General features: G+C 52.6%; 22 protein-coding genes and 1 pseudogene. 16 read left to right on the top strand and 7 right to left on the bottom strand.

The window, feature by feature from the left end; genetic code table 11:
* Positions 1–14: 14 nt before the first annotated feature.
* Entirely contained in the window at positions 15–647 is a 633-nt protein-coding gene (gene crp, locus OGV94_RS21580; RefSeq protein ID WP_000242758.1) for a cAMP-activated global transcriptional regulator CRP, read from the bottom strand.
* 308 nt (positions 648–955) lie between these two features.
* Here crp and OGV94_RS21575 point away from each other — a divergent pair, with 308 nt between their 5' ends.
* Positions 956–1,360: an OsmC family protein gene (locus OGV94_RS21575; protein WP_043018552.1), complete on the top strand. Its 405-nt coding sequence runs from the start codon at positions 956–958 to the stop codon at positions 1,358–1,360.
* A gap of 68 nt (positions 1,361–1,428) precedes the next feature.
* On the opposite strand, the gene OGV94_RS21570 is transcribed toward OGV94_RS21575, so the two are convergent.
* From OGV94_RS21570 to OGV94_RS21555, 4 genes and pseudogenes are all read right to left on the bottom strand, one after another.
* Positions 1,429–2,298: a phosphoribulokinase gene (locus OGV94_RS21570; RefSeq protein WP_043018551.1), complete on the bottom strand. Its 870-nt coding sequence runs from the start codon at positions 2,296–2,298 to the stop codon at positions 1,429–1,431.
* Between the two features lie 53 nt (positions 2,299–2,351).
* Complete coding sequence (locus OGV94_RS21565; RefSeq protein ID WP_227093516.1) at positions 2,352–2,570, bottom strand: YheU family protein; 219 nt, start codon at positions 2,568–2,570, stop codon at positions 2,352–2,354.
* Positions 2,567–3,635, bottom strand: a pseudogene (locus OGV94_RS21560) (hydrolase). The gene OGV94_RS21565 and the pseudogene OGV94_RS21560 overlap by 4 nt, the downstream one beginning before the upstream one ends.
* A gap of 35 nt (positions 3,636–3,670) precedes the next feature.
* A complete protein-coding gene (locus tag OGV94_RS21555; RefSeq protein WP_043018549.1) occupies positions 3,671–4,390 on the bottom strand; it encodes an NUDIX domain-containing protein in 720 nt (239 codons plus the stop codon).
* A 191-nt stretch (positions 4,391–4,581) separates the two neighbouring features.
* On the opposite strand from OGV94_RS21555, the gene prs reads away from it, so the two are divergent.
* Both prs and OGV94_RS21545 read left to right on the top strand, forming a co-directional pair.
* The gene (gene prs, locus OGV94_RS21550; protein WP_199995015.1) at positions 4,582–5,442 is read left to right on the top strand and encodes a ribose-phosphate diphosphokinase; all 861 of its coding nucleotides are present in this window, start codon (positions 4,582–4,584) and stop codon (positions 5,440–5,442) included.
* A 14-nt stretch (positions 5,443–5,456) separates the two neighbouring features.
* Positions 5,457–6,947, top strand: a complete 1,491-nt coding sequence (locus tag OGV94_RS21545) for a nicotinate phosphoribosyltransferase (protein WP_043018833.1) — start codon at positions 5,457–5,459, stop codon at positions 6,945–6,947.
* 52 nt (positions 6,948–6,999) lie between these two features.
* Here OGV94_RS21545 and OGV94_RS21540 read toward each other — a convergent pair whose 3' ends face one another.
* Complete coding sequence (locus tag OGV94_RS21540) at positions 7,000–8,901, bottom strand: ABC transporter ATP-binding protein (RefSeq protein ID WP_103276735.1); 1,902 nt, start codon at positions 8,899–8,901, stop codon at positions 7,000–7,002.
* A 132-nt stretch (positions 8,902–9,033) separates the two neighbouring features.
* Between OGV94_RS21540 and kefG the strand changes: the two genes are divergently transcribed.
* The 4 genes from kefG to slyD all read left to right on the top strand — a co-directional run bounded on the left by kefG (position 9,034) and on the right by slyD (position 12,305).
* Complete coding sequence (gene kefG / locus OGV94_RS21535; protein WP_003023629.1) at positions 9,034–9,585, top strand: glutathione-regulated potassium-efflux system ancillary protein KefG; 552 nt, start codon at positions 9,034–9,036, stop codon at positions 9,583–9,585.
* Complete coding sequence (kefB, locus tag OGV94_RS21530; protein ID WP_286524353.1) at positions 9,585–11,390, top strand: glutathione-regulated potassium-efflux system protein KefB; 1,806 nt, start codon at positions 9,585–9,587, stop codon at positions 11,388–11,390. Before kefG ends, kefB begins: the two co-directional genes overlap by 1 nt.
* 8 nt (positions 11,391–11,398) lie before the next feature.
* Positions 11,399–11,599, top strand: a complete 201-nt coding sequence (locus OGV94_RS21525) for a YheV family putative zinc ribbon protein (RefSeq protein WP_016154768.1) — start codon at positions 11,399–11,401, stop codon at positions 11,597–11,599.
* Positions 11,600–11,693: 94 nt separating this feature from the next.
* Entirely contained in the window at positions 11,694–12,305 is a 612-nt protein-coding gene (gene slyD / locus OGV94_RS21520; RefSeq protein WP_008786294.1) for a peptidylprolyl isomerase, read from the top strand.
* Between the two features lie 198 nt (positions 12,306–12,503).
* On the opposite strand, the gene OGV94_RS21515 is transcribed toward slyD, so the two are convergent.
* Positions 12,504–12,722 (bottom strand): protein SlyX, encoded by a 219-nt coding sequence (locus OGV94_RS21515; protein ID WP_003023639.1) that lies wholly within the window; start codon positions 12,720–12,722, stop codon positions 12,504–12,506.
* 232 nt (positions 12,723–12,954) lie between these two features.
* Between OGV94_RS21515 and fkpA the strand changes: the two genes are divergently transcribed.
* The 9 genes from fkpA to tuf all read left to right on the top strand — a co-directional run.
* Positions 12,955–13,773, top strand: a complete 819-nt coding sequence (gene fkpA / locus OGV94_RS21510; RefSeq protein ID WP_003023641.1) for an FKBP-type peptidyl-prolyl cis-trans isomerase — start codon at positions 12,955–12,957, stop codon at positions 13,771–13,773.
* Positions 13,774–13,940: 167 nt separating this feature from the next.
* The gene (locus OGV94_RS21505) at positions 13,941–14,663 is read left to right on the top strand and encodes a helix-turn-helix transcriptional regulator (protein WP_003023643.1); all 723 of its coding nucleotides are present in this window, start codon (positions 13,941–13,943) and stop codon (positions 14,661–14,663) included.
* On the top strand, positions 14,663–15,049 hold the full coding sequence (gene tusD / locus OGV94_RS21500; RefSeq protein ID WP_003023646.1) for a sulfurtransferase complex subunit TusD: 387 nt from the start codon (positions 14,663–14,665) through the stop codon (positions 15,047–15,049). Before OGV94_RS21505 ends, tusD begins: the two co-directional genes overlap by 1 nt.
* Positions 15,049–15,408 carry a sulfurtransferase complex subunit TusC gene (tusC, locus tag OGV94_RS21495; RefSeq protein ID WP_047408233.1) on the top strand — a complete coding sequence of 120 codons (360 nt, stop codon included), beginning with the start codon at positions 15,049–15,051 and terminating at the stop codon, positions 15,406–15,408. Before tusD ends, tusC begins: the two co-directional genes overlap by 1 nt.
* A 7-nt stretch (positions 15,409–15,415) precedes the next feature.
* A complete protein-coding gene (gene tusB, locus OGV94_RS21490; protein WP_047408236.1) occupies positions 15,416–15,703 on the top strand; it encodes a sulfurtransferase complex subunit TusB in 288 nt (95 codons plus the stop codon).
* Between the two features lie 125 nt (positions 15,704–15,828).
* Positions 15,829–16,203 carry a 30S ribosomal protein S12 gene (rpsL, locus tag OGV94_RS21485; protein WP_003023654.1) on the top strand — a complete coding sequence of 125 codons (375 nt, stop codon included), beginning with the start codon at positions 15,829–15,831 and terminating at the stop codon, positions 16,201–16,203.
* Between the two features lie 95 nt (positions 16,204–16,298).
* Positions 16,299–16,769 (top strand): 30S ribosomal protein S7, encoded by a 471-nt coding sequence (gene rpsG, locus OGV94_RS21480; protein ID WP_016154763.1) that lies wholly within the window; start codon positions 16,299–16,301, stop codon positions 16,767–16,769.
* 96 nt (positions 16,770–16,865) lie between these two features.
* Positions 16,866–18,980 carry an elongation factor G gene (fusA, locus tag OGV94_RS21475; RefSeq protein ID WP_003023659.1) on the top strand — a complete coding sequence of 705 codons (2,115 nt, stop codon included), beginning with the start codon at positions 16,866–16,868 and terminating at the stop codon, positions 18,978–18,980.
* 69 nt (positions 18,981–19,049) lie between these two features.
* The coding region (gene tuf / locus OGV94_RS21470; RefSeq protein WP_049014834.1) for an elongation factor Tu at positions 19,050–20,218 on the top strand (1,169 nt) is incomplete at its 3' end.

Below are 20,218 nucleotides of genomic sequence, written 5' to 3'. Positions count from 1 at the left end.
CCACTTCGATGGGGTTAACGGGTGCCGTAGACGACGATAGTCTTACCGTGTGCGGAGATCAGGTTCTGATCTTCCAGCATCTTCAGAATACGGCCGACGGTCTCACGGGAGCAGCCAACGATCTGGCCGATTTCCTGACGGGTGATTTTAATCTGCATGCCGTCCGGGTGGGTCATCGCATCAGGCTGTTTCGCCAGATTCAGCAGAGTCTGCGCGATACGACCAGTTACGTCGAGGAAGGCGAGGTTGCCGACTTTTTCAGACGTGACTTGCAGACGACGAGCCATCTGAGAAGACAGGCGCATCAGAATATCCGGGTTGACCTGGATTAATTGGCGAAATTTTTTGTAGGAAATTTCAGCGACTTCACATGCGGTTTTGGCACGTACCCAGGCGCTACGTTCCTGACCTTCTTCGAAGAGGCCTAATTCACCAATAAAATCGCCCTGATTCAGATAAGAAAGGATCATTTCTTTCCCTTCTTCATCTTTGATCAGCACTGCCACTGAGCCTTTAACGATGTAATACAACGTTTCCGCTTTTTCACCCTGGTGAATCAGCGTGCTCTTCGATGGGTACTTATGAATATGGCAATGAGACAAGAACCATTCGAGAGTCGGGTCTGTTTGCGGTTTGCCAAGCACCATGCGCGGTTATCCTCTGTTATAAGCTGTCTCCAGAGCCAGAAAACGACGCTGCCTCTGGGTTTGCAAAAATGTGCTTCCCGCTACCTGGGAAGGGGGCTACTAAAAATATACTGCAGCCTGTAATGTGATGTCCTCTGCATACATGCAGTACGTCAATGTATTACTGTAGCATCCCGACTGTTTTAGCATAGCTTTCGCCGTGTGTCTCCTGGTGTCTCGCTTCAGCATGACGCAGGTCGCCTTCCATTGCGAGAATTGTTATGTGCGCGTAATCTGTCAGGAAAATTGAAACATTGGAGTTACGAAATATGCAAGCGCGTGTAAAGTGGGTTGAAGGGTTAACCTTCCTCGGTGAGTCCGCCTCTGGCCACCAAATTCTGATGGACGGTAACTCCGGTGATAAAGCGCCGAGCCCGATGGAAATGGTATTAATGGCGGCGGGCGGTTGTAGCGCAATTGATGTGGTTTCGATCCTGCAAAAGGGTCGTCAGGATGTGACCAACTGCGAAGTGAAACTGACCTCAGAGCGTCGTGATGAAGCGCCGCGCCTGTTTACCCACATCAACCTGCATTTCATCGTAACGGGTAACGATCTGAAAGATGCATCAGTCTCACGCGCAGTCGACCTTTCAGCGGAAAAATATTGCTCCGTGGCACTGATGCTGGAAAAGGCGGTGAACATTACCCACTCCTATGAAGTGGTTGCCGCGTAATCCCTGACGCCGGATAATGTTGATTCGTAGGCCCGATAAGCGAAGCGCCATCGGGCACTTTCCACGCCTCACCCTATCTTTTTGCCTTCCATCAGTCGCTGGACCAGCGGCAGCATAATCAATTCCATCGCCAGGCCCATCTTGCCGCCCGGCACGACCAATGTATTGATATGGGAAATGAATGAGCCCTGCAGCATGGCCAGTAGCCACGGGAAGTCGATCCCTTCCAGGTTACGAAAATGAATCACGACAAAGCTTTCATCCAGAGACGGGATACTCTTGGCGGCAAAGGGGTTAGAGGTATCGACGGTCGGTACGCGCTGGAAGTTAATATGCGTCCGGGAAAACTGCGGCGTGATGTAATTGATGTAATCGTCCATTGATCGCACCACCGAGTCCATCACCGCTTCACGCGAGTGTCCACGCTCGCTGGTATCGCGAGTCAGTTTCTGGATCCATTCCAGGTTTACGATCGGCACCACGCCAACCAGCAGATCGACATGCCGGGCCACGTTTTGCTGTGGGGTGACGACGCCGCCGTGCAGTCCTTCATAAAACAGGACATCCGTCGGTTCAGGCAGCGGCTGCCAGGGCGTGAAAGTCCCTGGCACCTGGTTCCACGGTACGGCCTCATCGTAAGTGTGCAGATATTTTCGCGACTGGCCTTTGCCCGTCTGACCGTATTCGATGAAAGTTTGTTCCAGCAGACCGAAGTCATTCGCTTCGGGGCCGAAATAGCTGATATGCCGCCCGGCATCGCGCGCTTTGCGAATCGCCATGTCCATTTCCGGACGGGTATAGCGATGAAAACTGTCACCTTCCACCTCGGCGGCACGCAGATTTAACTGCGCGAAAATTTTACGAAACGCGAGGCTGGTGGTGGTGGTCCCCGCGCCGCTGGATCCTGTTACCGCAATCACCGGATGTTTGGCAGACATAACAACTCCATGAAATGGTTATAATTATAGTAAAGTCGGCCGGCGGCTACGGATTACTCGTGAATCTGCTTCCTCGGCATAATATTGACCGTTTCATGCAGTTCAGACCACACCAGCACGGCTTCACCTGATTGTAGTTGGCGTTTGACGTCGGCGACTTTTTGTTCGAGCGAACGTTCATGTTCACCATAATCGGTGCCTTCACGCAAGACAAAGCTTTCAATCAGATTGTCCAGCGCTTCCGGGGAGATATCTTGCCAGGGGATGATCATGATGAGACCTCCAGATACGTTGTCAGCCAGTCGGGGATTCTGGATTCCAGCCACATCTCAGGATGGCGTACCGTGCCGCCAATGAATCCGACGTGGCCACCGTGTTCAGTCAACTGATACTCCACCTGCGAAGGCAGGTTTTCCGGTTTCGGGATCACGTGATGATCCATAAACGGATCGTCCTTGGCATGGATAATCAGCGTGGGTTTGGCTATCTGGTTGAGCAACGGCATGGCGCTACACTGACGATAATAGTCTATAGCATCGGCGAAACCGTGGATTTTGGCGGTGATCAGATCGTCAAAATCGCGAATGCGACGCAGAGATTTCAATTGGGACAGACTCACCGGCAGCGAGCCTGGATAGGCCTCAAGCTTACGCGAGGCATTGGCTTTCAACAGATTGAGCAGGTAGCGCTGATAGACCCGGGAGAATCCCTTGTCCATATGGTAACTACAGGCTTCCAGCACGAAAGGCGCGGAGACGATAACGGCGGCATCAATTGGAATCTCGTTGCCTTCTTTGGCCAGCAGGCAGGCTAGCATGTTCCCACCGAGCGAATAGCCCACCGCTGCGGTCGGCACGCGACCGAACTCACGCTCCAGCCAGTGTAAAAACCAGGTGCCATCTTCTGTTTCGCCCGAATGATAAATTCGGTTCAGACGATTGGGTTCACCGCTGCAGCCGCGAAAATGCATTACCACGCCCAGCCAGCCGCGCTTTTGCGCCGCTTCAATCAGGCCATGTGCGTACGGGCTGTTCAGACTACCTTCCAGACCGTGAAAAACCACCAGGCGCGGTTTGTGTTTCGCCTGTTGCGGATCTTCACTCCACGCCAGATCGACAAAATCACCATCGGGCAATTCCAGACGCTGCCAGTGGGCGTCGAACTTCACCTTGCGGCGAATTAAGCGCGGCAGCATCGTCTGCAGATGGCGGTTACTGATACAGCGCATCGGGCGGAATTCTCGCGAATCGTCGGTAGGTGGGGTCATTTCTGTGGACGTGATTTCAACCATAACACCAGAGCAATTAATAATCGGAAAGAATAACTATACCGCGCACAGCGCGTGCGGGTTAGCCAATATGTGATTTTGTCGCTAGTCAGCAAGCAGGTTACGCGAGAAAAGATGAAAATCGACGTCGGGTTTACGTCGCCACAGGCGAGCTTTACGCGTCCCTGTCGCCATGCTTTCTCCGGTATCTTCAAACATTCCTGACGCTTCAAAGCGGCGAATCAGACTTTTACGCTGGATCGACTGACCAAGGATAACCTCGGTGGCTTCAAGCAGTTGTCCATGGGTAAATGTCTCCGGCAGGCAGTATACGGGCAGTAGCGAGTACATCGTTTTTTGCCGTAAGCGATGCAGTGCCGCCGTAATGATTTTCTCGTGATCGAACGCGAGTGAATGGTTTTTCAACTCGTCAACCGGTACCCAACGGGCGTTACTGACGCTGGCAATATGCGGCGCGCAGTCTACCCAGGCGATTAGCGCAAACCAGGTGACCGTCAGGCTCCAGCCGCGCGGGTCTCGTTCTGGCCCGGAAAAGGTATCCAATTGTTCAAGCCACGAAGGCGAAACGCCCGTTTTTTCAGTGAGTTTGCGTAGCGCGGTGGCGCGGGTTGAATCATCGTTTTCGATATCAATAAAACCGCCAGGTAATCCCCAACGTCCTTTTTGCGGCTGGTTTGCCCGCTCGACCAGTAATACGCACAGCGCCTGCTGATGCAGGGTAAATAACACGCTATCTACCGTCACCAGAGGTGAAGGGAAGCGGCTGGCGTCGTACTGATTCAGGTAGTCGGCTTCGGTGGTCATAAGGTACTCACGATGATTTGTAACGCTGACAAGTGTACCAGCCCGGCACTGGGGGGCAAGGTTCGTTTTTTATCATTACTTATCAGTGGATTATCTCTTGTTCTAAAAATAATGCATTTTATACTTGCTTAATATGTGTCTTAAGGACATTATTAATTGTGTCGAAGGGACACAATTAAGGGGTGAGAGCGATGAGCGTAAAACTGACATTAACTTTGGACGACCAGACCTACGCAGTTGCCAGTGGTATTTTTCCTGATGGCGCCGGCTGGTTGAAAGTCACTGATGCACTGCCATCGTTTGCTCGCCTGATGCGCATCCGCGCGGTGGCAATGCGCGACATGAACGATTTTATGCTGCTGGCGCAACTGGTTGAGGCGGTCCGTCATCAGACGGATGTACTGGTCAGCCATCTCGACCTCCCCTGGTTGCCGTGGGCGCGTCAGGACAGACATATGGTGGCGGGTGATAGCTTTACGCTGAAAGTCTTCGCCAGTCACCTCAACACATTGAAATTCGACAAGGTCAATGTGCTCGACCCGCACAGCGACGCGGCAGCTGCGGCAATCGAAAACCTGGTGGCGATTGGGCAAGAACGATGCCTGTTGCAGAGCGCGACCTTACCGCATTTATTTCAGCAAAACGCGCTGATGCTGGTTGCCCCCGACGCCGGAGCTTTGAAGAAAATTGATGCTGTTGCCAGAGCTGCCGGCGTGGAGGAGTACGCCATCCTGAGCAAAAAGCGCGATGTAGCAAGCGGCAAGCTGACGGGATTTTCGTTAATGGCCGGAGACGTGAGGGGCAGGGATATGCTGATTGTTGACGATCTGTGCGACGCAGGCGGTACGTTCATTGGTTCCGCGCAGGTACTACGTGAGGCCGGTGCCCACAGCGTCAGTCTGTATGTCACCCACGGTATTTTTTCTAAGGGCGTCGAACACCTGTTTGCCAACGGCATTGATGCTATCTACACCACCACCTCTTTTGCTGCCCCGACGCTGGAGCATCCGCAGCTTGAGCTTATCGACATTGACGCGATTTACCGCGCCTGAGGGAGATGCTGATTATGAAAATGAACCCAATTCTGGCTATCGACGGCTACAAAGTTTCTCACCGCGTGCAATATCCGCAGGGAACCCGTCGCGTGTATTCCAACTTTACTCCGCGCAGCGATCGCTTTTTTTCCTCGCCGTTGGCGGATGGCAAACTGGTATTTTTTGGCCTGCAGGGTTTTTTGCAGTGGTTTTTAGTCGACCTGTTTAATGAGGCGTTTTTTGCCCGTCCGGAAGATGAGGTGGTCAGCGAATATAAACAGGTCATGGACAGCTATCTCGGCAAAGATGCGGTGGCGGTGGATCATATCCGCGCCCTGCATCAGTTGGGCTATCTGCCGTTGCACATCAAAGCGCTGGATGAAGGCAGCAAAGTTCCGATGGCGGTACCGGTCTTAACCATTATCAACACCAAACCCGAGTTTTTCTGGCTGGTGAATTACCTGGAAACCGTGCTGTCGGCAGAGCTGTGGAAAGCGTCAACCAACGCCACGATAGCTCACCACTACCGCAAAATCTGCGCGCGGTGGGCAGAGAAAACCTGTAGCGACCTGGCACACCTTGACTTCCAGTGTCATGACTTTTCCTTTCGCGGCATGTCCGGATTACAGGACACCATGCAGGCGGGCAGTGGGCATTTGTTAAGCTTTAAAGGGACCGACAGTATTCCATCTCTGCTGTACGCCCGCGATTACTACACCGACGGCGAACCCTATTTTATCGGCGCCAGTATTCCGGCTACCGAACACAGCGTGATGTGTATGGGTGAGCGCGAGCATGAGATTGAAACCTTCCGCCGCCTGATTGCCGATCTCTATCCGCAGGGATTTGTATCGATAGTCTCCGATACCTGGGACTACTGGCAGGTGCTGACGGAATACACCCGCGAACTGAAGAACATCATTCTGACCCGTGAAGGGCGGGTGGTATTCCGTCCGGATAGCGGTAATCCGGTTGAGATTCTGTGCGGTACAGGTGCGGATGAGGATACCCGAGCCGATCGTACGGCACAGGAGAAAGGCTCTGTGGAGGTGCTGTGGGAGATTTTTGGCGGCACGGTTAACGCTAAAGGCTACAAGGTGCTCGACCCACATGTGGGGCTGATTTATGGCGATTCCATCACCCTTGAGCGGGCGAATGAGATCCTGCGTCGTCTTGAAGCGAAAGGATTTGCCAGTTCAAATGTGGTGTTTGGCGTGGGTTCCTTTACCTATCAGTACAACACGCGTGACACCTTCGGTTTTGCAATGAAAGCGACGTGGGGAGAAGTCGATGGCAAAGGCCGGACGATTTTCAAAGAGCCGAAAACCGATAATGGCTTAAAGCGCTCTGCCCGTGGTTTGCTTCGAGTAGCACGTGATGAGCTGGGGGAATTGCGCCTGCATGATGAACAAACGTGGGAGCAAGAGCAGGAAGGAGAACTGAAAACCCGTTTTCTTAACGGCAAGCTGTTTAACCGTGAACATTTTGAAGATATCCGCCAGCGTCTGGCGATGCAGAGATAATTCAACAAAAATGCCTGATAAGACGCACAAGCGCCTTATCAGGCACCCATGACTATTCGGCCAGCATCTGCTCAAGCTGTTCCTGCGCTTCCAGCCAGGCCATCTCGCACTCTTCCAGTCCGGATTTTGCACTGGCCTGCTGCTGCAGGCATGCGGTGAGTTCGGCTTTGCGGCTTTGGTCGTACAGTTCGCTATCGCCGAGTTTTTCTTCCGCCTGCGCCAGCTGTGCGTGCAGTTTCTCCATCTCTTTTTCCAGACGGGTAATCTCTTTACGCAGCGGCTGCGTCAGGGTGCGCAATTCAGCTTCGCGACGCTTCTGGTCTTTACGCGCCTGGGCGCTGTTAACGCTCTCTTTTGCCGGTTCGTCGCTCTGGTTTTCTTGTTTTTGCACATCGCTCAGCCACTGCTGATAATCCTCCAGATCGCCGTCAAACGGCTCGACTTTTTTGTCGTGCACCAGATAGAGGTCATCGGTGGTGGAGCGAATCAGGTGACGGTCGTGCGAGACCACGACCAGCGCGCCTTCGAAATCGATCAACGCTTCGGTCAGCGCCTGGCGCATATCAAGGTCCAGGTGGTTGGTCGGTTCATCAAGCAGGAGCAGGTTCGGGCGCTGCCAGACGATCAACGCCAGCACCAGACGCGCTTTTTCACCACCGGAGAAGCGGCGAGTCTCTTCGCTGACTTTATCGCCCTGGAAGCCGAATCCACCGAGGTAGTCCCGCAGTTTCTGCTCCAGCTCCTGCGGCGCCATGCGCGCCAGGTGCTGAATAGGCGATTCATCGGCGCGTAAAAACTCCAACTGGTGCTGCGCGAAGTAGCCCAGCTTGATACCTTTCGCCAGGCCAATCTCGCCGCTAATGGGGGGCAATTCGCCGGCCAGCAGCTTGATCAGCGTCGATTTACCCGCGCCGTTGCGACCGAGCAGGCCGATGCGGGAACCCGGCACCAGATTCAGTTTGATCGAATCGAGAATGACGCGATCGCCGTAGCCAGCGCTGACCTTTTCCATCTTCAGCAGTGGATTCGGCAGGCTTTCTGGTTCACGAAAGCTGAAGTGGAACGGGTTGTCCACGTGTGCCGGGGCAATCAGCTCCATGCGTTCCAGCATTTTGATACGGCTTTGCGCCTGCTTTGCTTTGGTTGCTTTAGCGCGGAAACGATCGATATAGCTTTGCAGATGCGCCACGCGCTCCTGCTGGCTTTCGTACATTGCCTGTTGCTGCGCAAGGCGGGTCGCACGCTGGATTTCAAACGCGCTGTAGTTGCCGGTGTACTCGAACATGGTTTGCTGTTCGATATGAATAATTTTGTCCACCACCGGGTCGAGGAAGTCGCGGTCGTGGGAGATCAATATCAGCGTGCCCTGGTAGCTTTTCAGCCATCTTTCCAGCCAGATTACCGCGTCGAGATCGAGGTGGTTGGTGGGTTCATCAAGCAGCAGCAGGTCTGAACGGCAAATCAGCGCCTGGGCCAGGTTGAGACGCATACGCCAGCCACCGGAAAAGTCGCTGACCGGGCGCTCAAGCTGTTCGTTGGAGAAACCGAGACCATGCAGCAGGCTGGCGGCGCGTGAGCGCACGGTCCAGGCGTCGATGGCATCCAGTTTGCCATGGACGGTGGCAATAGCGTGTCCATCGTTACGTTCGTTGGCATCGTTCAACTGCGCTTCCAGTTGACGATACTCGCGGTCGCCGTCAATCACGTACTCCAGCGCGGGCTGCGGCAATGCTGGCGTTTCCTGATTCACCCACGCAAGCTGCCAGTTTCCCGGATAGGTAAATCCTCCGGCGTCGGCGCTGAGTTCATTTTTCAGCAATGCCAGCAGGGTAGATTTACCACAGCCATTTTTACCTACCAGACCAACTTTCTGCCCTGGATTAATGGTGGCCGTGGCATTGTCCAGCAAGACGCGCACGCCGCGACGAATTTGTAACGATGAGAAAACAATCATAAGGCGCCGTATGTTCAGACTATGTTAATTTATCATTATGATAATGTAATGTGTGGGCCATTTGCCGCACCGAGGCGCAATGGTAGCCCAAAACGTCGAAAATAGACAAAAGACAAAACCGGGAGGGGGATGATGTTCCAGCCAGCGAAAGTCTTGCTGCTGTATGCCCATCCGGAATCTCAGGACTCGGTCGCGAACCGGGTTCTGCTTAAACCGGCCATGCAGCTTAGCAATGTTACCGTGCACGACCTTTACGCGCACTATCCTGATTTTTTTATCGACATTCCGCATGAGCAGGCGCTACTGCGTGAGCATGATGTGATTGTTTTTCAGCATCCGCTCTACACCTATAGCTGTCCGGCGCTGTTAAAGGAATGGCTTGATCGCGTACTGAGCCGCGGATTTGCCAGCGGCCCTGGAGGGAACCAACTGGCGGGAAAGTACTGGCGGAGCGTTATCACGACCGGAGAACCGGAAAGCGCCTACCGCTATGACGCGCTAAATCGTTATCCAATGAGCGATGTACTGCGCCCTTTTGAGCTAACGGCCGGTATGTGCCGCATGCACTGGATGAGCCCTATTATCGTCTACTGGGCCAGGCGGCAAACGAAGCAGGAGTTGGACAGCCATGCGAAAGCGTATGGTGACTGGCTGGCAAATCCGATCCCTGTGGGAGGCCGCTGATGGAAGGTTCTGATTTATTGACGGCGGGAGTGTTGTTCCTCTTCGCGGCGGTGGCTGCAGTCCCCCTGGCCTCAAAGCTGGGTATCGGTCCGGTGCTGGGTTACTTGCTGGCGGGTATTGCTATCGGCCCGTGGGGATTAGGATTCATCAGCGATGTGGATGAAATTCTGCACTTTTCCGAGCTGGGTGTGGTTTTTCTTATGTTCATCATTGGGCTGGAGCTTAATCCAGCCAAGCTGTGGCAGTTGCGGCGTTCAATTTTTGGCGTCGGCGCCGCGCAGGTAATGCTGAGCGCAGTAGTGCTGGCAGGATTATTGATGCTCACTGCGTTCTCCTGGCAGGCGGCAGTGGTTGGCGGCATTGGTCTGGCGATGTCATCGACCGCCATGGCGCTACAGTTGATGCGCGAAAAAGGCATGAACCGCAGTGAATCCGGACAACTGGGTTTTTCGGTGCTGCTGTTTCAGGATTTGGCGGTGATCCCTGCCCTGGCGCTGGTTCCACTGCTGGCGGGGTCTGCTGACGAACATTTTGACTGGATCAAAGTGGGAATGAAGGTGCTGGCCTTTGCCGGCATGCTGATTGGCGGGCGCTATTTGCTGCGTCCGGTTTTCCGCTTTATTGCGGACTCTGGCGTACGGGAAGTATTTACCGCCGCGACGCTGTTGCTGGTGCTGGGGTCGGCTTTATTTATGGATGCGCTGGGGCTGTCGATGGCGCTGGGAACGTTTATCGCGGGCGTGCTGCTGGCGGAAAGCGAGTACCGACATGAGCTGGAAACGGCAATCGATCCGTTTAAAGGCCTGCTGCTCGGCCTGTTTTTTATCTCCGTAGGCATGTCACTCAATCTTGGCGTGCTCTATACCCATATTCTGTGGGTGGCGGCGAGCGTGATAGTACTGGTGGTTGTAAAAATGCTGGTGCTGTATGTGCTGGCGCGTCTTAACGGCATGAGAAGCTCAGAACGGATGCAGTTTGCCGGGGTTTTGAGTCAGGGCGGTGAATTCGCTTTCGTGCTGTTTTCAACGGCATCCTCGCAACGGCTGTTTCAGGGCGACCAAATGGCGTTGCTACTGGTGACCGTCACGCTGTCGATGATGACCACGCCGTTGGTGATGAAGCTGATTGATAAATGGCTCTCCCGTCAGTTTAACGGCCCGGATGACGAAGATGAAAAACCCTGGGTGGAGGATGATAAACCGCAGGTGATTGTCGTGGGGTTTGGGCGCTTTGGTCAGGTTATTGGTCGCCTGTTGATGGCCAATAAAATGCGGATTACCGTTCTGGAGCGGGATATCAGCGCGGTGAATTTGATGCGTAAATATGGCTATAAGGTTTACTACGGTGATGCCACGCAGGTGGATCTGTTGCGTTCTGCGGGTGCGGAGGCGGCACAGTCTATTGTTATTACCTGTAATGAGCCTGAAGACACCATGAAACTGGTGGAACTGTGCCAACAGTATTTTCCGCATTTGCATATTCTTGCGCGTGCGCGCGGACGTGTAGAGGCGCATGAGTTATTACAAGCTGGTGTGACGCAGTTTTCCCGCGAAACGTTCTCCAGTGCGCTGGAGTTGGGGCGTAAAACGCTGGTTACACTGGGGATGCATCCGCACCAGGCTCAGCGCGCTCAGCTGCATTTTCGTCGGCTGGATATGCGCATGCTGCGGGAGCTGATCCCCATGCATACGGATACCGTACAAATCTCTCGAGCCAGGGAAGCCCGGCGCGAGCTGGAGGAAATTTTCCAACGAGAGATGCAGCAAGAGCGGCGTCAGCTGGATGGCTGGGATGAATTTGAGTAGAGGTAATCATGGCAATTCGTAAACGTTTTATTGCAGGCGCAAAATGTCCGTCCTGCCAGGCGCAGGATACGCTGGCAATGTGGCGCGAAAATAATATCGATATTGTTGAATGTGTTAAGTGCGGCCATCAGATGCGGGAAGCGGATAAAGAGGCGCGCGAGCACGTTCGCAAAGAAGAGCAAGTGATCGGGATTTTTCATCCGGACTAGCGATATGGCGCAGCTTTTTTTAAGCTAGAGGGTACACGGGTGCAGAATTCCGCTACAATCTGCGCCACTATTCTTTCCATGCTCAGGAGATATCATGAAAGTAGCAAAGGACCTGGTGGTCAGCCTGGCCTATCAGGTACGTACAGAAGACGGTGTGTTGGTTGATGAGTCTCCGGTGAGTGCGCCGCTGGACTACCTGCATGGTCACGGTTCCCTGATTTCTGGCCTGGAAACAGCGCTGGACGGTCATGAAGTTGGCGACAAATTCGATGTCGCTGTTGGCGCAAACGACGCATACGGTCAGTACGACGAAAACCTGGTGCAGCGCGTTCCTAAAGACGTGTTCATGGGCGTTGACGAACTGCAGGTTGGCATGCGTTTCCTGGCTGAAACCGATCAGGGTCCAGTACCGGTAGAAATTACCGAAGTGGAAGACGATCACGTTGTCGTTGACGGTAACCACATGCTGGCTGGCCAGAACCTGAAATTCAACGTAGAAGTTGTTGCTATCCGCGAAGCGACCGAAGAAGAACTGGCTCACGGCCACGTTCACGGCGCGCACGGTCACGACCACGATCATGACCACGGTCATGACGGTTGCTGCGGTGGTCATGGCCACGGTCACGACCATGGTCACGAGCACGGTGGCGAAGGCTGCTGCGGCGGTGGCGGTAAAGGTAACGGCGGCGGCTGCGGTTGCCACTAATACCCTTCGTCTTTCAACCCACAGCGGTGTTGGCTGCGCTTTCGAATCCCGGTGACATAGTTATCTATGCTCCTGGGAATTCCCCAAGCTTGCCGCCTTGCTGTGATTTGAAATCCTTTGGGTATATGTGAGTAGATCCGATAAGCGTTCGCGCCATCGGGCACAAAAAAAGCGGGATATTCCCGCTTTTTTTACGTCTCAATAATGTGGCGGCGGGGTCTCTTCAGACTGCGACGCAATGTGGGACGGCTGTGTTGCTTTGAGCTTTTCTGTCAGTAAACGCAGATGGTCGCGGAGTTTGGCCATTTCCAGTTCATGCGCGGTCACCGTCACGTTGAGCTCTTCAATGGTTATCTCCTGAAATGCCAGGCGACTTTCCAGTTCAGCCAGGCGAGTTTCCATTGTTGTATCCTGCATGATTCACCTCTTTCTTTTTTCTCCGGCAGATCGCGGACTGCGGCGAATTCTACTTAACTTTGCCTGTTTGCACAGCACTCAATCTTCGGTCACGAAACTAATTTAAACAAAAAGAGTCTGAAATGTGGTGATAATAGGGCGTGCCCGTATGTTGATTTGTTCTACAACGCTTTATAGTACATTTTTGTTTTAGCTAACCCTGGGGTGAGATGCCCCGGCCCTGGAGATATGGATGAAATCACTGTTTAAAGTAACGCTGCTGGCGACCACAATGGCTGTTGCTCTGCATGCCCCGATCACCTTCGCTGCTGATGCTGCGAAACCAGCCGCTACTGCTGACAGCAAAGCAGCATTCAAGAATGACGACCAAAAAGCCGCTTACGCGCTGGGCGCGTCCCTGGGTCGTTATATGGAAAACTCTCTGAAAGAGCAGGAAAAACTGGGCATCAAACTGGATAAAGATCAGCTGATCGCTGGCGTTCAGGATGCGTTTGCAGACAAGAGCAAGCTGTCTGACCAGGAAATCGAACAAACTCTGCAGGCGTTTGAAGCGCGCGTGAAGAGCTCCGCTCAGGCGAAAATGGAAAAAGACGCGGCTGATAACGAAGCCAAAGGTAAAGTTTACCGCGAGAAATTTGCTAAAGAGAAAGGCGTTAAAACCTCTGCTACTGGCCTGGTCTACAAAGTAGAGAAAGAAGGTACTGGCGCTGCGCCGAAAGACAGCGATACCGTGGTAGTCAACTACAAAGGTACGCTGATTGATGGTAAAGAGTTTGATAACTCTTATACCCGCGGTGAGCCGCTCTCTTTCCGTCTTGACGGGGTAATCCCGGGCTGGACTGAAGGCCTGAAAAACATCAAGAAAGGCGGCAAAATCCAGCTGGTTATCCCACCGGATCTGGCTTACGGCAAAACTGGCGTACCGGGCATTCCGGCCAACTCTACGCTGGTCTTTGATGTTGAACTGTTAGACATCAAACCGGCGCCGAAGGCCGATGCGCAGCCAGATGCTGCACCGGCAGATAAAGCTGCAGACAGCAGCAAAAAATAAGTGACCAGAAACCGCCGCCCACAGGGCGGCGGTTTTTTATTATCGACAGGATATAATTAATACTGGAAAGCGCCTTGTGCGCTGTATTACTTTAGATGCCCCTATAATAGTGATGAGCCTGCCCTGACAACATAACGACAGGCTCCTGAAAAGGAGTGCTTTTTTTCATGTCCAGGTCGCTTTTAACCAACGAAACCAGTGAGCTAGATTTACTGGATCAACGTCCTTTCGATCAAACTGACTTCGATATCCTCAAATCCTACGAAGCGGTTGTGGACGGGTTGGCGATGCTCATTGGTTCCCATTGTGAAATCGTATTGCACTCTTTGCAGGATTTGAAATGCTCGGCTATCCGCATTGCTAACGGTGAACACACGGGCCGCAAAATTGGCTCGCCGATTACCGACCTTGCATTGCGTATGCTGCATGATATGACGGGTGCGGATAGCAGCGTGTCGAAGTGTTACTTCACACGTGCGAAAAGCGGTGTCTTGATGAAGTCGGTGACGATTGCTATTCGCAACCGTGAGCATCGCGTGATTGGTCTGCTGTGCATCAATATGAACCTTGATGTCCCATTCTCGCAGATAATGAATACCTTTATCCCACCGGAAACCCCGGAAGTGGGTTCTGCCGTCAACTTCGCTTCTTCGGTGGAAGACCTGGTTACCCAAACGCTGGAATTCACGATCGAAGAAGTGAACGCCGATCGCAATGTTTCCAACAACGCCAAGAATCGTCAGATTGTCCTGAATCTGTATGAGAAAGGTATCTTCGATATTAAAGATGCCATCAACCAGGTTGCCGATCGGCTGAACATCTCCAAGCACACGGTCTACCTCTATATTCGTCAGTTCAAAAGCGGCGATTTCCAGGGGCAAGACAAGTAATGCGTTTTGCCATCATGGTGACGGGGCCGGCTTATGGTACGCAGCAGGCGAGCAGCGCGTTGCAATTTGCTCATGCGCTACTCAAAGAAGGGCATGAGCTAAGTAGCGTCTTTTTCTATCGTGAAGGTGTGTATAACGCCAACTTACTGACTTCGCCTGCCAGTGATGAATACGATCTGGTACGGGCCTGGCAACAGCTGAACCAGCAGCATGGCGTGACGCTGAATATTTGCGTGGCGGCGGCGTTGCGTCGCGGCGTAGTTGATGAAACTGAAGCGAAACGTCTGGGCCTGGCAGGCGCTAATTTACAATCAGGTTTTAACCTCAGCGGGCTGGGTTCGCTGGCTGAGGCGTCCCTGACCTGCGATCGCGTGGTGCAGTTTTAATGAAACGTGTTGCTTTTGTCTTTTCTACCGTGCCGCACGGCAGCGCGTCTGGCCGTGAAGGATTAGATGCCTTGCTGGCGACATCGGCATTAACGGAAGACCTCGGCGTATTTTTTATTGGCGATGGCGTTTTTCAAATCCTTCAGGGACAACAGCCGGATGTTGTGTTGGCGCGAGACTACATCGCAACCTTCAAACTGTTGGAATTGTACGATATTGAGCAATGTTGGCTTTGTGCCGCCTCTTTACGCGAGCGGGGTCTTCAGCAGGGTGTTAATTTTGTGGTCGATGCGACAGCGTTAGAACCGGAAGATTTACGCCGTGAGCTAGGCAACTATGACGTCATTTTAAGGTTTTGAGATACTCATGCTGCACACATTACATCGCTCTGCGTGGCTTACCGATTTCTCCTCTCTTCTCCGCCTGATTGATAAAGACGATGAACTTTTATTGCTCCAGGATGGTGTGACCGCGGCAGTAGAAGGAAGCCGTTTCCTTGAAAGTCTGCAAAATGCCTCCATTAAGGTCTATGTACTGGAAGAAGACATTCAAGCTCGCGGCTTATGTGGTCAAATTTCAGACAGTGTCGTCAGGGTTAGCTATACTGACTTCGTCAGACTTACGGTGAAGCATCCCAGCCAGATGTCCTGGTAATTGTGGGATCGTTGTATATTTCTTGACACCTTTTCGACACCGACCTAAAATTCTGCGTCCTCATATTGTATGAGGTCGTTTTATTACGTGTTTACGAAGCGAAAGCTACAACCAGGAGCTATTTAATGGCAACAGTTAACCAGCTGGTACGCAAACCACGCGCACGCAAAGTTGCAAAGAGCAACGTGCCTGCACTGGAAGCATGCCCGCAGAAACGTGGTGTATGTACTCGTGTATATACTACCACTCCTAAAAAACCAAACTCCGCACTGCGTAAAGTATGCCGTGTGCGTTTGACTAACGGTTTTGAAGTGACTTCCTACATCGGTGGTGAAGGTCACAACCTGCAGGAGCACTCCGTGATCCTGATCCGTGGCGGTCGTGTAAAAGACCTCCCGGGTGTTCGTTACCACACCGTTCGCGGTGCGCTTGACTGCTCCGGCGTTAAAGACCGTAAGCAATCACGCTCCAAGTATGGCGTGAAACGTCCTAAGGCTTAATGGTTCTCCGTTAAGTAAGGCCAAACGTTTTATATTAATGTCAAACTAAACTCGTAGAGTTTTGGACAATCCTGAATTAACAACGGAGTATTCCCATGCCACGTCGTCGCGTCATTGGTCAGCGTAAAATTCTGCCGGATCCTAAGTTCGGATCAGAGCTGCTGGCTAAATTTGTAAATATCCTGATGGTAGATGGTAAAAAATCTACTGCAGAAACCATCGTATACAGCGCGCTGGAGACCCTGGCTCAGCGTTCTGGTAAAGATGGCCTGGAAGCTTTTGAAGTAGCCCTTGAAAACGTGCGTCCGACTGTCGAAGTTAAGTCTCGCCGCGTTGGTGGTTCTACTTATCAGGTTCCAGTTGAAGTCCGTCCGGTTCGTCGTAATGCCCTGGCAATGCGTTGGATCGTTGAAGCTGCTCGTAAACGCGGTGATAAATCCATGGCTCTGCGCCTGGCGAACGAACTTTCTGATGCTGCAGAAAACAAAGGTACTGCAGTTAAGAAACGTGAAGACGTTCACCGTATGGCAGAAGCCAACAAGGCGTTCGCACACTACCGTTGGTAATCCCTTCGGAGTTTTAGTCACCAGGCGGGCGCTTCTAGTAAGCAGCCCGCTTTGGGCTACTTAAATTGAACGCCTAAAAGATAAACGAGGAATCAAATGGCTCGTACAACACCCATCGCGCGCTACCGTAACATCGGTATCAGTGCGCACATCGACGCCGGTAAAACCACTACTACCGAACGTATTCTGTTCTACACCGGTGTAAACCACAAAATCGGTGAAGTTCATGACGGCGCAGCCACCATGGACTGGATGGAACAGGAGCAGGAGCGTGGTATTACTATCACCTCCGCAGCGACTACTGCATTCTGGTCTGGTATGGCTAAGCAGTATGAACCGCATCGCGTAAACATCATCGACACCCCGGGGCACGTTGACTTCACTATCGAAGTAGAACGTTCCATGCGTGTGCTTGATGGTGCAGTAATGGTTTACTGCGCAGTTGGTGGTGTTCAGCCTCAGTCTGAAACCGTATGGCGTCAGGCAAACAAATATAAAGTTCCACGCATTGCGTTCGTTAACAAAATGGACCGTATGGGTGCGAACTTCCTGAAAGTTGTTGGTCAGATCAAAACCCGTCTGGGCGCGAACCCTGTTCCGCTGCAGCTGGCAATTGGCGCTGAAGAAGCGTTCACCGGTGTTGTTGACCTGGTGAAAATGAAAGCCATCAACTGGAACGAAGAAGATGCAGGCGTAACCTTCACTTATGAAGATATCCCGGCTGACATGCAGGAACTGGCTGAAGAATGGCACCAGAACCTGATCGAGTCCGCTGCAGAAGCTTCAGAAGAGCTGATGGAGAAATACCTGGGTGGTGAAGAACTGACTGAAGAAGAGATCAAAAAAGCTCTGCGTCAGCGCGTTCTGAACAACGAAATCATCCTGGTAACCTGTGGTTCTGCGTTCAAGAACAAAGGTGTTCAGGCGATGCTGGATGCGGTAATTGATTACCTGCCATCCCCAGTCGACGTACCTGCGATCAACGGTATTCTGGACGACGGTAAAGATACTCCGGCTGAGCGTCACGCTAGCGATGATGAGCCGTTTGCTGCTCTGGCATTCAAAATCGCTACCGACCCGTTCGTGGGTAACCTGACCTTCTTCCGCGTGTACTCTGGTGTGGTTAACTCCGGTGACACCATCCTGAACTCAGTGAAAACTGCACGCGAGCGTTTTGGCCGTATCGTACAGATGCACGCTAACAAACGTGAAGAGATCAAAGAAGTTCGCGCGGGCGATATCGCTGCTGCTATCGGTCTGAAAGACGTGACCACTGGTGACACTCTGTGTGACCCGGATCACCCGATCATTCTGGAACGTATGGAATTCCCTGAGCCGGTAATTTCCATCGCGGTAGAACCGAAAACCAAAGCTGACCAGGAAAAAATGGGTCTGGCTCTGGGCCGTCTGGCTAAAGAAGACCCGTCATTCCGCGTTTGGACTGACGAAGAATCTAACCAGACCATTATCGCCGGTATGGGTGAGCTGCACCTCGACATCATCGTTGACCGTATGAAGCGTGAATTCAACGTTGAAGCGAACGTCGGTAAACCTCAGGTTGCTTACCGTGAAGCGATTCGCGCGAAAGTTACCGATATCGAAGGTAAACACGCTAAGCAGTCTGGTGGTCGCGGTCAGTACGGTCATGTTGTTATCGACATGTACCCGCTGGAGCCGGGTTCAAACCCGAAAGGCTACGAGTTCATCAACGACATCAAAGGTGGTGTAATTCCTGGCGAATACATCCCGGCCGTTGATAAAGGCATCCAGGAACAGCTGAAATCCGGCCCACTGGCTGGTTACCCGGTTGTTGATCTGGGCGTGCGTCTGCACTTCGGTTCTTACCATGACGTTGACTCCTCTGAGCTGGCGTTTAAACTGGCCGCTTCTATCGCCTTCAAAGATGGCTTTAAGAAAGCGAAACCAGTTCTGCTTGAGCCTATCATGAAGGTTGAAGTAGAGACTCCGGAAGAGAACACCGGTGACGTAATCGGTGACTTGAGCCGTCGTCGTGGTATGCTTCGTGGTCAGGAATCCAACGTCACTGGCGTTGTTATCCATGCTGAAGTTCCGCTGTCTGAAATGTTCGGATATGCAACCCAGCTGCGTTCTTTGACCAAAGGCCGTGCTTCTTACTCCATGGAGTTCCTGAAGTACGACGATGCGCCGAACAACGTTGCTCAGGCCGTTATTGAAGCCCGTGGTAAATAATCCACAGGATTAAAACCTAAGTCCCGTGCTCTCTCCAAAGGGGAGAGCACTATAGTAAGGAATATAGCCGTGTCTAAAGAAAAATTTGAACGTACAAAACCGCACGTTAACGTCGGCACCATCGGCCACGTTGACCACGGTAAAACTACCCTGACCGCTGCAATCACTACCGTACTGGCTAAAACCTACGGCGGTGCTGCTCGTGCATTCGACCAGATCGATAACGCGCCGGAAGAAAAAGCTCGTGGTATCACCATCAACACTTCTCACGTTGAATATGACACCCCGACTCGCCACTACGCACACGTAGACTGCCCGGGCCACGCCGACTATGTTAAAAACATGATCACCGGTGCTGCGCAGATGGACGGCGCGATCCTGGTTGTTGCTGCGACTGACGGCCCGATGCCGCAGACTCGTGAGCACATCCTGCTGGGTCGTCAGGTAGGCGTTCCGTACATCATCGTGTTCCTGAACAAATGCGACATGGTTGATGACGAAGAGCTGCTGGAACTGGTAGAAATGGAAGTTCGTGAACTTCTGTCTCAGTACGATTTCCCGGGCGACGACACGCCGATCGTTCGTGGTTCTGCTCTGAAAGCGCTGGAAGGCGAAGCAGAGTGGGAAGCGAAAATCATCGAACTGGCTGGCTTCCTGGATTCTTACATCCCAGAACCAGAGCGTGCGATTGACAAGCCGTTCCTGCTGCCTATCGAAGACGTATTCTCCATCTCCGGTCGTGGTACCGTTGTTACCGGTCGTGTAGAGCGCGGTATCATCAAAGTTGGTGAAGAAGTTGAAATCGTTGGTATCAAAGAGACTGCTAAGTCTACCTGTACTGGCGTTGAAATGTTCCGCAAACTGCTGGACGAAGGCCGTGCTGGTGAGAACGTTGGTGTTCTGCTGCGTGGTATCAAACGTGAAGAAATCGAACGTGGTCAGGTACTGGCTAAGCCGGGCTCTATCAAGCCGCACACCAAGTTCGAATCTGAAGTGTACATTCTGTCCAAAGACGAAGGCGGCCGTCATACTCCGTTCTTCAAAGGCTACCGTCCGCAGTTCTACTTCCGTACTACTGACGTGACTGGTACCATCGAACTGCCGGAAGGCGTTGAGATGGTAATGCCGGGCGACAACATCAAAATGGTTGTTACCCTGATCCACCCAATCGCGATGGACGACGGTCTGCGTTTCGCAATCCGTGAAGGCGGCCGTACTGTTGGTGCGGGCGTTGTTGC

The sequence above is a fragment of the Citrobacter sp. Ce006 genome (assembly GCF_030336535.1).
GTDB classification, from domain to species: domain Bacteria; phylum Pseudomonadota; class Gammaproteobacteria; order Enterobacterales; family Enterobacteriaceae; genus Citrobacter; species Citrobacter europaeus.
This window is presented reverse-complemented; position numbering and strand designations above follow the sequence as displayed.

Bases quoted from the DNA above. Each gene is read 5' to 3' on its own strand.
- tusB (WP_047408236.1), top strand. From the start codon at position 15,416: ATGCTGCACACATTACATCGCTCTGCGTGGCTTACCGATTTCTCCTCT.
- OGV94_RS21565 (WP_227093516.1), bottom strand. From the start codon at position 2,570: ATGATCATCCCCTGGCAAGATATCTCCCCGGAAGCGCTGGACAATCTG.
- OGV94_RS21545 (WP_043018833.1), top strand. From the start codon at position 5,457: ATGAAAATGAACCCAATTCTGGCTATCGACGGCTACAAAGTTTCTCAC.
- OGV94_RS21570 (WP_043018551.1), bottom strand. From the start codon at position 2,298: ATGTCTGCCAAACATCCGGTGATTGCGGTAACAGGATCCAGCGGCGCG.
- OGV94_RS21505 (WP_003023643.1), top strand. From the start codon at position 13,941: ATGTCCAGGTCGCTTTTAACCAACGAAACCAGTGAGCTAGATTTACTG.
- prs (WP_199995015.1), top strand. From the start codon at position 4,582: ATGAGCGTAAAACTGACATTAACTTTGGACGACCAGACCTACGCAGTT.
- kefG (WP_003023629.1), top strand. From the start codon at position 9,034: ATGTTCCAGCCAGCGAAAGTCTTGCTGCTGTATGCCCATCCGGAATCT.
- fusA (WP_003023659.1), top strand. From the start codon at position 16,866: ATGGCTCGTACAACACCCATCGCGCGCTACCGTAACATCGGTATCAGT.
- fkpA (WP_003023641.1), top strand. From the start codon at position 12,955: ATGAAATCACTGTTTAAAGTAACGCTGCTGGCGACCACAATGGCTGTT.
- OGV94_RS21515 (WP_003023639.1), bottom strand. From the start codon at position 12,722: ATGCAGGATACAACAATGGAAACTCGCCTGGCTGAACTGGAAAGTCGC.
- crp (WP_000242758.1), bottom strand. From the start codon at position 647: ATGGTGCTTGGCAAACCGCAAACAGACCCGACTCTCGAATGGTTCTTG.
- kefB (WP_286524353.1), top strand. From the start codon at position 9,585: ATGGAAGGTTCTGATTTATTGACGGCGGGAGTGTTGTTCCTCTTCGCG.
- slyD (WP_008786294.1), top strand. From the start codon at position 11,694: ATGAAAGTAGCAAAGGACCTGGTGGTCAGCCTGGCCTATCAGGTACGT.
- rpsL (WP_003023654.1), top strand. From the start codon at position 15,829: ATGGCAACAGTTAACCAGCTGGTACGCAAACCACGCGCACGCAAAGTT.
- rpsG (WP_016154763.1), top strand. From the start codon at position 16,299: ATGCCACGTCGTCGCGTCATTGGTCAGCGTAAAATTCTGCCGGATCCT.
- OGV94_RS21575 (WP_043018552.1), top strand. From the start codon at position 956: ATGCAAGCGCGTGTAAAGTGGGTTGAAGGGTTAACCTTCCTCGGTGAG.
- OGV94_RS21555 (WP_043018549.1), bottom strand. From the start codon at position 4,390: ATGACCACCGAAGCCGACTACCTGAATCAGTACGACGCCAGCCGCTTC.
- tusC (WP_047408233.1), top strand. From the start codon at position 15,049: ATGAAACGTGTTGCTTTTGTCTTTTCTACCGTGCCGCACGGCAGCGCG.
- OGV94_RS21540 (WP_103276735.1), bottom strand. From the start codon at position 8,901: ATGATTGTTTTCTCATCGTTACAAATTCGTCGCGGCGTGCGCGTCTTG.
- tusD (WP_003023646.1), top strand. From the start codon at position 14,663: ATGCGTTTTGCCATCATGGTGACGGGGCCGGCTTATGGTACGCAGCAG.
- OGV94_RS21525 (WP_016154768.1), top strand. From the start codon at position 11,399: ATGGCAATTCGTAAACGTTTTATTGCAGGCGCAAAATGTCCGTCCTGC.